Genomic DNA, 14052 nt, shown 5'->3' on the forward strand with positions numbered 1-14052 from the left:
GGACCGCACCCTTTGGGGTGCGGTCCTTACCGCTGTTCGGGTGCCGTTCGCGGCTCCGGTCGTACGCTGGAGGCATGCCGTACCGGTCCCGGCGCCGCGCCTACTTCCTGATGATGGGGACGGCCCTCCTGCTGTTCGTCCTCGCGGGCGCGGTGGTGCGCCTGTGGTCGGTGCCGGTGGCCGTTGGGATGTGCGTCGTGGCGATGGTGATCCCGCCGGTCGCGGCGATCGTCGCCAACCGACGCCCCTAGGGGGACGGCAACGCGCCTCAGTACACGAGCGACCGCGCGCCCTCCCGCATGATCTCGCTGACGAAGACCTGCGCCCCCGCGATGCGGACGCCCTCCAGGACGTCGTCCTCGGTGATGTCCCGCCGGGCCGCGCACTGCGTGCACAGGGTGACGCGTCCGGAGGCGGCGATCGTGTCCAGCAGGTCCGGCAGCGGGGCCGCGTGCGGCAGCTCGAACTCCGCGGCCCGTCCCGGGAGCGCGAACCACGCCGACTCACCGGTGAGCCACAGGGACACCTCCACCCCGCTCGCCGCGGCCACCGCCGCGACGGTGAACGCCTGCGAACACCGCTCGGGCGCGTCCGCCCCCGCGGTCACCTTGATCACCAGCTGCTGCGCCTGTGCGTTGTCGGCCATGGCCGCAGCGTAGTCAACGCCCGCACGGACCACGTCAGCCGGCGTCCCCCGGCCGTGCCCGCGCCGTGTCCGCTCCCGCCGTCCGGGGCTGGCCGCGCCGCCCGTGCCACCGCCGACGCAGTGCTTGCCCGGGGGGCGACCCCCGGACCCCCGGCCGTGCCCGCGCCGTGTCCGCTCCCGCCGTCCGGGGCTGGCCGCGCCGCCCGTGCCGCCGCCGACGCAGTGCTTGCCCGGGGGGGCGACCCCCGGACCCCCGGCCGTGCCCGCGCCGTGTCCGCTCCCGCCGTCCGGGCCTGGCCGCGCCGCCCGTGCCGCCGCCGACGCAGTGCTTGCCCGGGGGACGACCCCCGGACCCCCGGCCGTGCCCGCGCCGTGTCCGCTCCCGCCGTCCGGGGCTGGCCGCGCCGCCCGTGCCACCGCCGACTAAGCTGGTGCGCGGCCCCGTGCCGTCCGTCCGTCGCTCTCCGAGGAGCACCGCAGTGATCCTGTTCTTCGAAATCCTGCTCGCCGTGGTCGCCGTCGCCGTGATCGCGTTCACGGTGCTGGCCGTCACCAAGCTGTACCAGGGCCAGCGCTGAGGCCCGCAGGCCTCGCAGACCCCCTTCCGCATCCCCACACAGATCGCCTGAGCCGCTGATGATCGAGATTCCGTCCGACCTCCACCCCGACGTCGTCCCGCTGGTCTTCCTGCTCGGCACCTGGGAGGGCGCGGGGGTCGCCGACTTCCCCGGCTCGGAGAAGTGCAACTTCGGCCAGGAGGTCGTCTTCAGCCACGACGGCCGGGACTTCCTGGAGTACCACTCGCACTCCTGGGTCCTCGACGCCGACGGCAACAAGGTCAGGCCCCTGGAGTCGGAGTCCGGCTACTGGCGCATCGACAAGGACCGCAAGGTCGAGGTCGTCATGGTCCGCGACCAGGGCGTCGTCGAGGTCTGGTACGGCGAGCTCGCCGACCAGAAGCCGCAGATCGACATCGTCACCGACGCCGTCGCCCGCACCGCCGCCTCCGGTCCGTACGCCGGCGGCAAGCGCCTCTACGGCTACGTCAAGAGCGACCTGATGTGGGTCGGCGAGAAGGCCACTCCCGAGGTGCCCCTGCGGCCCTACATGTCCGCGCACCTCAAGAAGGTCGTCACCCCCGAGGAGGTCGCCGAGATGGCCCGCGGCCTGGGCGACCTCCCCGACGACGGCATCGCCTTCTTCAAGTAGGCCGCTCTCCCCCCGGACGGGCCCACCGCGCCGACCTACACTGGGCGCGTGGTGAGCACCGATTGGAAGAGTGATCTGCGGCAGCGCGGTTACCGGCTGACACCGCAGCGGCAGCTGGTCCTGGAGGCCGTCGACACGCTGGAGCACGCGACGCCGGACGACATCCTGGTGCAGGTCCGCAGGACGGCGTCCGGGGTGAACATCTCGACGGTCTACCGGACGCTCGAGCTCCTGGAGGAGCTCGGGCTCGTCAGCCACGCGCACCTGGGGCACGGGGCGCCGACGTACCACCTGGCCGACCGGCACCACCACATGCACCTGGTGTGCCGGGACTGCGCGGACGTCATCGAGGCGGACGTGGCGGTCGCGAAGGAGTTCACGGAGAAGCTGCGGGCGGAGTTCGGCTTCCGCACCGACATGAAGCACTTCGCGATCTTCGGCCAGTGCGAGACGTGCCGCGAGCGTGCCGGGACCGGGTCGTAGGCTTGGGCACCATGCAGCCACAGTCACCGGCCAGCCCCCTGCTCGCCCTGCCCGGCGCCGTGCCCGCCGAGGCGCCGGACGAGGGCGTCGCCGCGCACTACGGGGACCTGTTCCGCGAACAGCGCGCGCTCGCGGCCGGCGAGGGCGTCGTCGACCTGTCGCACCGCGGCGTCGTCGCCGTCACCGGCGACGACCGGCTGACCTGGCTGCACCTGCTGCTCACCCAGCACGTCAGCGACCTGCCGGCCGGGCAGGCCACCGAGGCGCTGATCCTGTCGGCGAACGGGCACATCGAGCACCATCTCGCGCTCGTCGACGACGGCAGCACCACCTGGGCGTACGTCGAGGCGGGCACCACGGAGGCGCTGCTCGCCTACCTGGAGTCGATGAAGTTCTTCTACCGGGTCGAGGTCGCCGACCGCACCGCCGACTTCGCCGTCGTGCACCTGCCGGCCGGGTCCATCGCGCGGGCCCCCGAGGGCGTCGTCGTCCGCGAGACCCCCCACGGGCGCGACCTGTTCCTGCCGCGCGCCGACCTGGAGGCGTTCGTCGCGGCCAACGGACCGGCGGTCGGTGTCCTCGCGCACGAGGCACTGCGGGTCGAGGGGCACCGGCCGCGGCTCGGCCGGGAGACCGACCACCGGACGATCCCGCACGAGCTCGGGTGGATCGGCTCCGCGGTGCACCTCCAGAAGGGCTGCTACCGCGGGCAGGAGACCGTCGCCCGCGTCCACAACCTGGGGAAGCCGCCGCGCCGGCTGGTCTTCCTGCACCTGGACGGCAGCGAGGTCCACCTGCCGGCGCACGGCGCGGACGTCCGGGTCGCCGCGGACGGGCCCGACGGGCGGAAGATCGGCTTCGTGACGACGGCGGTCCGCCACCACGAGCTCGGCCCGATCGCGCTCGCGCTGGTCAAGCGGAACGTGTCCCCGGACGCGCCGCTCGTCGTCGACGCGCAGACGGCCGCGGCGCAGGAGGTCGTGGTCGAGCCCTGAGCGGCCGCTGACGGCCCCTCAGCGGCCCCAGGAGGCACGCGGGGCTCCTCAGACCTCGACCAGTACGGTGAACGGCCCGTCGTTCGTCAGCGAGACGCGCATGGCCGCCCCGAAGCGACCGGTCTCCACCGTCGCCCCGAGCGCGCGGAGCCGGGCCACGACCTCGTCCACCAGCGGTTCGGCGACGGCGCCCGGCGCGGCCGCGTTCCAGGTGGGGCGGCGGCCCTTGCGGGCGTCGCCGTAGAGCGTGAACTGCGAGATCACCAGGAGCGGTGCGCCGGCGTCCGAGCAGGACCGCTCGTCGGACAGGACGCGCAGCGACCACAGCTTGCGGGCGAGCCGCTCGGCCGTCTCCGGGGTGTCCTCGTGGGTCACCCCGACCAGGACGCACAGGCCCTCGCCGCTGATCGCGCCGACGGTCTCCCCGTCGACGACGACGCTCGCACCGTCCACCCTCTGCACCACAGCTCGCATGCGGACCAACCTATCCGGCGTCCCGCGGCGGCCGAACGGGTGCAGGAGCCTGCGCGCAGCGTGCCCGCAGTGGCACGATGCGTGACGACGGCGGGTCGCGCCGTGTGCGAGGGGACGGAAACACATGAACGCTGGAACGCCCCCGGGCGGGGTTCCGACGAAGCGCGGCACGGGGTCCTACCGGCCGGGCGCCCGTGCCGCCCGGCCCCCCGAGGACACGGCGTCGGCGCGGGGCGCGGCCGAGCTCGCGTCCCGGCCGCCCGCCCAGCGGTCGGCGCCGGGGCCCGCCGGGGCCGCCGCGCCGCCCCCCGACCTCTCGGCGCTGCGCCTGTCCGAGCTTCGGGACCTGCGCCGGCGGGCGCAGCAGGACGAGGCCGACCTGAGCTACGTCCGCCGGCTGCTGCACGGGCGGATCGACATCCTGCGCGCCGAGACCGACCGGCGGCGCGATCCCGCCGCCGCGGGGCCCGCCGGCGCGGACCTCCTGGCGGCGCTGTCGGCGATCCTCGTCGACCCGCCCTCCGCCCACCGCGCCTCCGCGCGGCACGTCACCCTGTCCACGCCGCGCGGCGCGCGCTACCGGGAGCTGGCCGCCGGGATGCTCGACGAGGTCGAGCTGTCCGACCTCACCGCCCGGACGGACGAGGAGCTGCACGCGGGAACGGCGCGGCTCGTCCGCCACGAGCAGGAGGTCTCGCGGCTGCGGCAGCGGCTCCAGAGGACGGCGGACGATTGCGGGGCGGAGATCGCGCGCAGGTACCGTGACGGAGAAGCGCACGTAGACGACCTGCTCCCCTGACCGCGCCCTCCCAGGCGACGCGCGGGGAGCGCCCAGGACCGCCCCGGAAGGCCCCCGCACCGATGAGCACCCGAGCCGCCGCCCCGACCGCCGCCGTAGACGCCGCAGCGCCGTCCCCCGTCCTCGCGGAGGTCGTGCGGTCGGGCTTCGTCGAGGGGGTGCACCGGGGGTCGCTGGTCGTCCTGGACGCGCAGGGGCGCGTCGAGACGGCCCTGGGGGACGTCGGGCGGCCGGTCTTCCCGCGCTCCAGCAACAAGCCGATGCAGGCGGCGGCGATCCTGCGGGCCGGGCTCGACCTCTCCGGTGAGCGGCTCGCGCTGACGGCGGCGAGCCACTCCGGCGAAACGTTTCACCTGGAGCTGGTGCAGCGGATGCTCGCGGACCACGGCCTGACCACGGCGGACCTGCAGACGCCGCCGGACCTGCCGCTGGACCCGGTCGAGGCGGAGGCGTACCTGGCGGCGGGCCGGAAGCGCGAGAAGGCGACCATGAACTGCTCCGGCAAGCACGCGTCCATGCTCGCCGCGTGCGCGGTCAACGGCTGGGACCGCTCGTCCTACCTCGACCCCGCCCACCCGCTGCAGAGGCTGGTCCTCGACGTCGTCGAGGAGGCGGCCGGGGAGCGGGTGGCGGCGGTCGGCACGGACGGCTGCGGGGCGCCGCTGATGGCCCTGAGCCTCACCGGGCTCGCCCGCGCCTTCCGCGCGTTCGTCCTCGCGCCCGAGGGCAGCGCCGAGCGCCGGGTCGCGGACGCGATGCGCGCGCACCCGGAGTACGTGGCCGGGACCCGGCGGCCGGACACCTGGCTGATGCGGGAGATCCCGGGCGCGCTGTCGAAGATGGGCGCGGAGGCCGTCCAGGCCTTCGCCCTGCCGGACGGGCGGGCGATCGCCTTCAAGATCGACGACGGGGCGGTGCGGGCGCTCGGCCCGGTCCTCGCCCGCGTCCTGTCCGCGCTCGGCGTCGAGGCGCCCGCGCTCTCGCGCATCGCCGAGGTGCCGCTGCTCGGTGGGGCGGACCGGGTGGGCGAGATCCGCGCGACGGCTTTCTGAGGGCCCGTTACTCGGATGCGTCGCCTCGCGCCCCCGCCTAGCGTGAGGCCATGAGCGTAGAGATCCGTGCCGTGAGGGCCGACGAGTTCGCCGGGTGGAACAGGGCGGTGAACGTCGGGTTCCTGCGTCCTCCCGGCGTCAGTGCGCACGACGTGGCGAACCGGCTGGCGCACACCGATCTGGCGCGCACCCAGGGCGCGTTCGACGGGGAGCGGTGCGTGGCCGCGTTCCGGTCGTTCGGGCACGAGCTGGTGGTGCCGGGTGGGGCGTCGGTCGACTCGTCGGCCGTGACGAACGTCGGGGTGGCGCCGACCCACCGCCGCCGGGGGCTGCTCAGCCGGATGATGGCCGCCGACCTCGCCGCGGCCAAGGAGCGCGGGGACGTGCTGTCGACGCTGATCGCCGCGGAGTACCCGATCTACGGGCGGTACGGGTTCGGCCCGGCGACCTGGGGCACGGAGTGGGAGATCGGCGTCCCCAGGACCGGCCTCGACCGCCGCCGGCCGGGACCGGAGGAGAAGGGCGCGCGCGTCGACCTCGTGGACGCCCCCGAGCTGCGCGAGATCGGCCCGGAGCTGTTCGAGCGGTTCCGTACGAGGCAGCCGGGCGCCGTCAGCCGCGACCGGCGGTGGTGGGAGCTGAGCACCGGCCTCGTCCGGCTCGACGCGCACGCCCCCTGGGTGGAGCCCTTCCAGGCCGTCTACCGCGACCCGTCCGGCCGGGTGCAGGGCCTCGCCGTCTACCGCTCCGACGGCAAGTGGGGCGACGGCAAGCAGCCGGCCAACACCCTGACCGTCGAACAGCTCATCGCCGCCACGCCCGCGGCCGAGCGCGCCCTGTGGCACTTCCTCTGCTCGGTCGACTGGGTCGAGAAGGTCCGCACCGGGCTGCGCGCCCCGGACGACCTCCTCCCGCAGCTGCTGCCCGACCCGCGCGCCGCCCGCGTCGTGACGCACGCCGACTGGCTCTGGGTGCGGGTCCTGGACGTCGTCCGCGCGCTGGAGGCCCGTACGTACGCGGCGGAGGGGACGCTCGTCCTCGACGTGGCCGACGACGCCGGGTTCGCGCACGGCAGGTTCCGGCTGACCGTGGGAGCGGACGGCCGCGGGGCGTGCGAGCCGACCTCCGACGACGCCGATCTGCGCCTCGACGTGGCGGAGTTGGGGGCGCTGTACCTGGGGGGTGGGTCCGTCACGCGGCTGGTCGCGCTCGGCCGGGTCCAGGAGAGCGGCGCGGACGGCACCGGACGCGGACCGGCCGCCCTGGCCGACGCGCTGCTGCGGACCGCGCGGCAGCCCTGGTGCCCCGACGTGTTCTGAGGCGGTGCCGCCCGTACGGGCTCCTGAACGGTCCTCAGGAGCCCGTCGGATTGGTCAGCAGCACGACCAGGACGATCGCCCCGATGCTGCTGAGCGTGGTGTTCTTCGCCTTCACCCCGACGGTGAGCAGTGCGAACGCGACCAGGCCGGCCGGTCCGAACCGCCACTGCACGAGCTGCTCGAAGGCGAGGGCGAGGCCGGCGACGAGAAGGGCGATGAGCGGCATAGCGGTCCCTCCTGGGGATGGGGAGGAGCGGCGGGACCGGCCGGCGGTGACCGGCCGTCCGAGCTGATGGCCGTGGTGCGCGCGGTGGAGCGAGTTGGCGACCAACTCAACCAGAGTGTCCCCGCGGGAAACGGCTTCATAACCACCTCTACGACAACTCCCCATAGTTGGCGCGAAGTTGTACGGTTGGTGGGGTGAGCGTCGACAGCACCCCCGTCAGGCGGCCCCGGCGGACCCACCGCGAGGTCGCCGACGAGCTGCGCGCGCGGATCCGCTCCGGCCGGCTGCGGCCCGGCGACCGGATGCCCACGCAGGCCCGGCTCGCGGACGAGTTCGGCGTCGAGCGGGGGGTGGTCCGCGAGGCCCTTCGGCTCCTCCAGGCCGACCACCTGCTCACCAACGTCTCCAAGGGCAGCCCCGCCACCGTCGCGGCCGGCCCCGGCACCGTCCCCGGCTCGTACGCGGGCCCGCTCGGACCGGACGTGCCGGCCGGTCTCCCGCTCCCCACGACGGTCGCGCTCGGCCCGCGGATCACGGCCGCCTTCGACGGTCCGGAGGTGTCGGTGGACGCGCTCTGCCTGACCGGGATCTCGCTGACGATGGCGATGAGCGAGGCGGTGCGCCAGATCCACGTGGGACGCCTCGAACCGGCCAGGGTCGCGCTGCGCGTGCTGCTGCCCAGCCGGAGCATCCCGCTCGCCTTCCCCGCCCCCGTCGACCCCGGCGAGGACGGGGTGCTGCAGCGCAACTGGCTGGCCCAGCGCGACGCCCAGGTCCGGGTCCTGCGGCACAACCTGCTCGCCCTGCGCGCGACGCACGGCGTCGAGGTCAGCGCCGAGTTCCGCGCGCTGCCCTTCACCCCGCCGGTCAAGCTCTACCTGCTCAACGGCACGGAGGCGCTCTTCGCCTACTACACGCTCGACCGCCGCGAGGTCGAGGTCGGCCGCCGGCACCTGGAGACCTACGACGCGACGGGGACGCGGTCCGCGCTCTTCGCGTTCTCCGGTGAGGGCGGTGTCCGGGACGCTTCCTTCGTCCGGCAGTCCGCCCTCTGGTTCGGCTCGCTCTGGTCCACCATCAGCACGCCCCTCGTGCTGGACGAGTGAGGTGTGCGGAGGTGCGGGGGTCAGGCGGCGGGCTGCATCAGCGTCAGCGCCAGGATGACCGCGCCGAGCGAGGCGCAGGTCGAGTTCCCGTGGCGGACTCCGATCGCGAACAGCGCCAGGCCGAGGACGGCGACGGGGCCGTACGTCCAGTCGACGAACATCTCGAGGACCAGCCAGGCGAGGGCGGTGGCGAACCCGGTGGCGTACATGGAACCTCCTTCGGGAGGTGCGGGGAGGAGCGGGGGACGGGGGCATGGGGCGGCGTCGCCCGGGGTGGTGCGGGGCGGTGCGGGTGGCGGTGCGGGGGGGAGTACCGTGCGAAGTTGTCGTCATGTTGGGGGATGTTGGCGACCAACCTCCTCTTACTTTGTCCCCGGTTGGTTGGCGTGGATAACCTGCTGTAAACAACTCCCCCCAAGCGGAGGCAAGTTGTAGCTTTTGGCTGTGACCGGGGAGAGTGTGGTGGCGAACGCAGCGAACGGAACCCGACTGTCCGCACCGGAGATCGCGGAGGCCCTGCGGGAACGCATCCTCGGCGGTGCGCTGGAGCGGGGCACCCGGATGCCGACCCAGTCCGCGCTCGCGGAGGAGTTCGGCGTGGAGCGCGGGACCGTCCGCGCGGCGATGCGCGCGCTCCAGGAGGAGGGGCTGATCACCCACGGCGGGAAGGGCGCCCCGCCGCGCATCGTGGAGAACGGCGGACCGGCCCCTGCGCCGTCCGGCGAGGAGCCGCAGCCGACGATGGTGGCGCTCGCGCCGCGGCTCGTGGAGGCGTTCAGGCAGCCCGAGGTGCGGATCGACGCGGTCTCCCTCACCGCCGAGTCGCTGATGATGGCCTTCACCGAGCCGGTGCGGCTGATCCACCAGGGGCTGGTCCGGCCGAAGAGCATCCACGTGCGCGTCCTGCTCCCGGCCCGCACCATCGCGCTGGCCTTCCCCGTCTCCGCCGACGCCGGGTTCGGCGGCTCCGGCGAGGCGGACCCCGTGCACGAGCGCTGGCTGCTGCAGCGCAACGACCAGGGCCGGGTGCTCCGCCACAACCTCGGCGCGCTCAGGGCGACACACGACATCGACGTCCAAGTCACCTTCCGCGCACTGCCGTTCACCCCGTCCGCGAAGCTCTACCTGCTGAACGGCACGGAGGCGCTCTTCGCGTACTACATGATCAGCCGCCGGACCGAGGAGTCGGCGGCCGGCGACGTGCTCGACATGTACGACACCCTCGGCACGGTCTCCCCGCTCTTCGACTTCCACGAGGGGGCGGGCGGGCGGGACGCGGCGTTCGTCGCGGAGTCCGGCCGCTGGTTCGACGCGCTGTGGACGACCATCACGACGGATCTCAGCCTGGACTGAGCCGCGGGACGGTCCCGCCGCCGGCCCGTAGGACCTGAGGTGCCGCGCTCCGGGAAGTGGTTCGATACGGGCAGGGACACCCGCTCCCGGACCTGCCCGCCGAGCCTCCGGCTCCCCGACGGACGGAACGACGTGACCGATCTGCACGCGCTGCTCGCACCCGTGAAATGCGTCCTGTTCGACTTCGACGGGCCGGTGTGCCGGCTGTACGACGGGTATCCGGCGGCGGGGGTGGCCGAAGGCCTGCGGGAGTGGGTCCTTGCCGAGGGGTACGAGCTCGGGACGGCGGCGCGGCGGACCGACGACCCGATGGTCCTGCTGCTCGACATCGGTCGCCGGTACGGGCACGGGGGTGTCGTCGAAGAGGTGGAGGCCCGGCTGACCGCCCATGAGGTCGTCGCCGTGGGCTCCGCGGAGCCGACGCCCGACGCGGTCGAGCTCATACGCGCGCTGAAGGCGGTCGGCGCCAGCCTCGCGATCACCAGCAACAACTCGCCCGAGGCCGTGACCTCGTATCTGACCGGCCGCGACCTCAGGTCCTGCTTCGGTCCGCACATCTACGGCCGGACGCGGGACCTGGCCAGGCTCAAGCCCGATCCCGACTGCGTCCTGCGCGCGCTGGCGAGCACGGGTGCCGCCGCCGCGGACGCGCTGATGATCGGTGATACTCCCGAGGACTGCGAGGCGGCCCGCGAGGCGGGAGTCACCTTCCTCGGCTTCGCCCGTAACGCGTCCAAGGGGAAGCTGCTGAACGCCGCGGGGGCGCAGCACGTCGTCGGAGCCCTGCGGCCGTTGCTCGACGCCGTCCGGACGCGCTAGGCGGCCGTGCGGACGTTCCGCCGGTGCGACTGCGGTCACGCGCTCACCCCCTGGTGCCCGGCGGAGTTCAGTCCGATCTGACTGAACGCCTGCAATCGGTCTGCCCGTTGGTCGGATCGGGCACACTGATGACCTTCAACTCGGTTCGACGACAGGCTGTTTGGCGTGAAAGAGCCGATCGCGGTGCCGCACGGCAGTACGATCGGACGGTGGCAGGTGAGGAGCACCGTGACTCGGGCAGCGAGGTCCAGCGCGTCCAGGACGTGCTGCGGACCAGGCTCGCCGACGGGACGTACTCGGTCGGCCAGCGGCTGAAGAGCCAGGCCGACCTCGCCAAGGAGCTGGGTGTCTCCCGGGACACCGTGCAGAAGGCCATGAGCGACCTGGTCGACGAGGGGTGGTTGCGTACCCGCCCCGGCAGTGGGACGACGGTCACCCTGGTGCGGGCGACGCAGTCCCCGCGCGGGGCGGACCTGAGGGCGCTGCTGGAGGCCGCCTTCGAGGAGAAGGAGGTCCGCATCGACGTCTGGAGCCTCTCGTCCGAGACGTTCGACCTGCAGATCCGGAACCAGGCGCTCCGGGTGGCGGCGCGGCAGGTCAGACCGGAGCGGATCGAGGTGCGCATGCTGCTGCCCGGCACGGACGTGCCGCTGAGCTATCCGCGTCGCTACGACGGCGGGGACGACGAGCGGCTGACGGCCCGGATGCACGCCCTCGTCAAGCGGCACTCCGAGTCGGTCCGGGACACGCTGCTGGACCTGCAGGACCGGGGGCTGGTGCGGGAGGTGGACGTCCAGATCCGGTACGTCCCCGTCACCCCGACCTCGAAGGTCTATCTGATCAACGGCAAGCACGGTCTCATGGGCTTCTACGACATCGAGCGCCGCCCCATACGGGTCTCCGGCGACGACGGCGACGAGCTGGTCGACGCCCTGGACGTCCTCGGGTTCGGCTCCACACTGCTGCACTTCTTCCGCGAACCGGCCGAGGCGTCCGTCGGCCGGAAGTTCGTCGACGCCGCCCAGCGGTGGTTCGAGTCGCACTGGATGCATCTGGGCGACCCCAGCGACCCGAGTGCCCCGAGTGCCCCGAGTGAGTCCGGCGCCCCCGGCGATCCTCCCGCACCGATGGTGTGACGGCCCGCCGGCCGGGAAAGACCGAACGCCCGAGCGATGGCTGACCCGTCCGGGGGAACCTGGTTCGTGATAGGAGTCATCCGCCCGCCGCGGGACCGCTAGTGTTCGGCGCTATCAGAGTGGCGGTCGATGTTCAGGAGCCCCGGTGGCCAGTCGCCCTACGACCGTGACGGCCGTCAGGCCGGAACCGGCCGCGCGCCCGGGGCCGGACGGCCGCCCCGGGCCCCCGGCGCGGCCCCGCCCGGTCGCGTCGGACGTGTACGAGGCGTTCACGCGGCACGCCGTCGCCCACGGCGACCTGGTCCACGGTTTCCACAACCGCAACTACCGCGTGCCGCTCACCCCGGAGATGGCCGCGGTCCTGGGCCGGCCCGTCGGCGAGACCGTGATGGTGCGGTGTCCGGGCCGTGACGTGCTGCCGGTCGTGCTGCGCACCTGGAACGACGAGGCCGGCATCCTCAGCGGCGTGGGGCAAGCCCTTCCGCACGTGCCGCAGTGCCTGTTCGCGGCCGGCTCCACCGCCGTCCACAGCTACGTCGAGGGGGTGCCGCTGTCGCATCTCCGCACGAACGGGACGCCGGTGCGCAGCGGCCTCATCGGCGTCCTGGCCGGCCTGTTCGGCGACATGACCCGGGTCCCCCGCGAGGCCCTCCCCCCGCTGCCGGCCGACTGGCCGCGCGACGGCGACAGCCGCGCGTTCCTGCGCAGGCTGATCGGCCTGACCGAGGAGCAGGTCCGCGTACGCAACCGGCACGAGTTCGGCGGCCTGTTCAGCGCGCTCGGCGTCCCGGAGGACGCCCTGCGGGAGTACGGCAAGCGGTTGCCCGTCATGGTGCGCCGCCCGTTCGGCCTGCTCCACACCGACCTGCACCGCGACAACGTGATCTTCAGTTTCGAGAACGCGCCGCCGCTCGTCTGCGTCGACTGGGAACTGGCCTCCTGGGGCGACCCGCTGCACGATCTGGCCACCCACCTGGTGCGCATGCGGTACCCGGAGGCGCAGTGGGACGAGGTCAAGTCGGCCTGGAGCGCGGCGATGCGACGGGTGCGGCCGGCGGCGGTCGTCGGCCTGGAGACGGATCTGCGGCACTACGTCGACTTCGAGCGCGCCCAGTCCGTCTACCCGGACGTCATGCGGGCGGCCCGCTCGCTGCTGGAGCCCGGCGCGGGCCCCGCGGTGCTGAGAAGTGCCGTCGCTGCCGTCTCCCAGGCCCTGGAGCTGGCCCGGGGGCCGCTGCGCCTCTCGGCGCTGCCGGGGGAGGACGAGGTCGAGAAGATCCTCGGACGCTGGTGGTCCTCGCGCGCCCGGGTCGAGGACTGGCCCTCGGCCGTGGCCACGGGACCGGTCTGGGACCGGGACGGGCGGCTGCCGGCGCTCGACGGGTTCAGCGACGACGTCCTTGCGGCGGTGTTGCGGGCGGAGGGCGCGGCCCCGGCCGAACGGGTCCTGAAGGGATCGGGGCACATCAACACCGTCGTCGAGCTCGGTCGGGGCGAGCGGGCCGTCATGGTGCGGCGGAAGCTGAGCGGGGCCGTCCGCCGCGAGCGCTGCTACCTGGAGGAGTTCGCCGTCCTCGGACGGCTGGAGGAGCTGCGCGGCCGGCCGGGGCCCTGCGTGCGCGCCCCGCGGGTGCTCGCCGTGGGATTCAGCCGCACCCTGTCGGGCGCGCGCGACCCCTTCGCCGTCCACACCTACGAGGGGCCGCTCGACCGTCCGCCCGCCCACCCGGTCGACGGTCTCTCGCTGCTGGAGGCCGATGACCTCGTCGACCAGCTCCACGCCCTGACCCGGGTCCCGACCGATGACCTGGCGCCGCCGTACGACACGCACGACGACTTCTGCGCGTGGCTGGTCCGCGAGCTCGTCGGCCTCGTCGCCTCGCTGCCCCGCGAGTCGATCCAGCTGGCTCGGGGGCTCGGGTTGCCGGATGCGAACCGGTTGCGGGAGATCCTGTGGCGGTGGAGCCCCGCTCCCCGCTCGCGTGCGCTGCTGCACGGGGACCTCAACCCGTGGAACCTGCTGCGCGGCCCGGAGAGCGGGCAACTCACGCTCATCGACTGGGAGATGGCGATTGTGGGTGATCCGCTGTACGACCTCGTGCGGCACCTGCACCTCACGCCGTCGACCCCGGCCGTCCGGGAGCGGATGTTCCGGCGCTGGAGCCGGCTGCTCGACGAGGGGTTCACGAAGGGCTGGCAGGACGACGTCCGGATCTACCGGTGGATCGAGCAGGTCAGGTCCGCGTACGTGGACCTGGACCGGCTGGTGACCGGAACGCTGGACGCGCCGAACGTGCGCCGCGCGGTGGACGCGTACGCGCAGACGCTGTCGACGGCGGCCGCGTCGCTGGGGCTCGGCGCGCGGGTGGGGCGGATCGCGAACCCGTACCTGGCGATGGCGCTGCCGGGCAGCGAGGCGCGGCGGCGCGTCTGAT

At 73.7% G+C, this 14052-nt stretch carries 15 protein-coding genes and 1 pseudogene; 12 read left to right on the forward strand and 4 right to left on the reverse strand.

All coding sequences use genetic code 11. The features are described from left to right. Positions 1 to 74: 74 nt before the first annotated feature. Positions 75 to 245 (forward strand): annotated as a pseudogene (locus ACFWEG_RS14845) (DUF3099 domain-containing protein); the annotation flags it as partial. Between the two features lie 23 nt (positions 246 to 268). On the opposite strand, the gene ACFWEG_RS14850 reads toward ACFWEG_RS14845, so the two are convergent. Continuing rightward, entirely contained in the window at positions 269 to 646 is a 378-nt protein-coding gene (locus ACFWEG_RS14850) for a DsrE family protein (RefSeq protein WP_387214288.1), read from the reverse strand. Between the two features lie 636 nt (positions 647 to 1282). Between ACFWEG_RS14850 and ACFWEG_RS14855 the strand changes: the two genes are divergently transcribed. The 3 genes from ACFWEG_RS14855 to ACFWEG_RS14865 are packed head-to-tail and all read left to right on the forward strand — an operon-like array spanning position 1283 to position 3333. Further along, entirely contained in the window at positions 1283 to 1855 is a 573-nt protein-coding gene (locus ACFWEG_RS14855; protein ID WP_387214291.1) for an FABP family protein, read from the forward strand. A 48-nt stretch (positions 1856 to 1903) separates the two neighbouring features. After that, positions 1904 to 2338 carry a Fur family transcriptional regulator gene (locus tag ACFWEG_RS14860; RefSeq protein WP_387214294.1) on the forward strand — a complete coding sequence of 145 codons (435 nt, stop codon included), beginning with the start codon at positions 1904 to 1906 and terminating at the stop codon, positions 2336 to 2338. An 11-nt stretch (positions 2339 to 2349) separates the two neighbouring features. Beyond that, a complete protein-coding gene (locus ACFWEG_RS14865; protein ID WP_387214297.1) occupies positions 2350 to 3333 on the forward strand; it encodes a YgfZ/GcvT domain-containing protein in 984 nt (327 codons plus the stop codon). Between the two features lie 48 nt (positions 3334 to 3381). On the opposite strand, the gene dtd is transcribed toward ACFWEG_RS14865, so the two are convergent. Continuing rightward, entirely contained in the window at positions 3382 to 3807 is a 426-nt protein-coding gene (dtd, locus tag ACFWEG_RS14870; RefSeq protein WP_387214300.1) for a D-aminoacyl-tRNA deacylase, read from the reverse strand. A gap of 124 nt (positions 3808 to 3931) precedes the next feature. Between dtd and ACFWEG_RS14875 the strand changes: the two genes are divergently transcribed. From ACFWEG_RS14875 to ACFWEG_RS14885, 3 genes are all read left to right on the forward strand, one after another. Further along, positions 3932 to 4606: a hypothetical protein gene (locus ACFWEG_RS14875; RefSeq protein ID WP_387214303.1), complete on the forward strand. Its 675-nt coding sequence runs from the start codon at positions 3932 to 3934 to the stop codon at positions 4604 to 4606. Positions 4607 to 4668: 62 nt separating this feature from the next. Beyond that, a complete protein-coding gene (locus ACFWEG_RS14880; RefSeq protein ID WP_387214306.1) occupies positions 4669 to 5658 on the forward strand; it encodes an asparaginase in 990 nt (329 codons plus the stop codon). A gap of 50 nt (positions 5659 to 5708) precedes the next feature. Beyond that, positions 5709 to 6977, forward strand: a complete 1269-nt coding sequence (locus ACFWEG_RS14885; protein WP_387214309.1) for a GNAT family N-acetyltransferase — start codon at positions 5709 to 5711, stop codon at positions 6975 to 6977. A 34-nt stretch (positions 6978 to 7011) separates the two neighbouring features. Here ACFWEG_RS14885 and ACFWEG_RS14890 read toward each other — a convergent pair whose 3' ends face one another. After that, positions 7012 to 7203, reverse strand: coding sequence for a hypothetical protein (locus ACFWEG_RS14890; protein ID WP_387214312.1), 192 nt, complete (start codon positions 7201 to 7203; stop codon positions 7012 to 7014). A gap of 194 nt (positions 7204 to 7397) precedes the next feature. On the opposite strand from ACFWEG_RS14890, the gene ACFWEG_RS14895 reads away from it, so the two are divergent. After that, positions 7398 to 8309, forward strand: coding sequence for a FadR/GntR family transcriptional regulator (locus ACFWEG_RS14895; protein ID WP_387214315.1), 912 nt, complete (start codon positions 7398 to 7400; stop codon positions 8307 to 8309). Positions 8310 to 8329: 20 nt separating this feature from the next. Here ACFWEG_RS14895 and ACFWEG_RS14900 read toward each other — a convergent pair whose 3' ends face one another. Then, positions 8330 to 8518, reverse strand: coding sequence for a hypothetical protein (locus ACFWEG_RS14900; RefSeq protein ID WP_387214318.1), 189 nt, complete (start codon positions 8516 to 8518; stop codon positions 8330 to 8332). Positions 8519 to 8771: 253 nt separating this feature from the next. Here ACFWEG_RS14900 and ACFWEG_RS14905 point away from each other — a divergent pair, with 253 nt between their 5' ends. The 4 genes from ACFWEG_RS14905 (at position 8772) to ACFWEG_RS14920 (ending at position 14051) form a co-directional block, all read left to right on the forward strand. Next, positions 8772 to 9662: a winged helix-turn-helix domain-containing protein gene (locus ACFWEG_RS14905; protein WP_387214321.1), complete on the forward strand. Its 891-nt coding sequence runs from the start codon at positions 8772 to 8774 to the stop codon at positions 9660 to 9662. 132 nt (positions 9663 to 9794) lie between these two features. Then, on the forward strand, positions 9795 to 10481 hold the full coding sequence (locus ACFWEG_RS14910; RefSeq protein WP_387214324.1) for an HAD family hydrolase: 687 nt from the start codon (positions 9795 to 9797) through the stop codon (positions 10479 to 10481). Between the two features lie 209 nt (positions 10482 to 10690). Continuing rightward, positions 10691 to 11617 (forward strand): GntR family transcriptional regulator, encoded by a 927-nt coding sequence (locus ACFWEG_RS14915; protein ID WP_387214328.1) that lies wholly within the window; start codon positions 10691 to 10693, stop codon positions 11615 to 11617. A gap of 145 nt (positions 11618 to 11762) precedes the next feature. Next, a complete protein-coding gene (locus ACFWEG_RS14920) occupies positions 11763 to 14051 on the forward strand; it encodes a phosphotransferase (RefSeq protein WP_387214331.1) in 2289 nt (762 codons plus the stop codon). The last annotated feature ends 1 nt before the right edge of the window (position 14052 follow it).

It is taken from the genome of Streptomyces sp. NPDC060194, assembly GCF_042728285.1.
GTDB lineage: Bacteria > Actinomycetota > Actinomycetes > Streptomycetales > Streptomycetaceae > Streptomyces.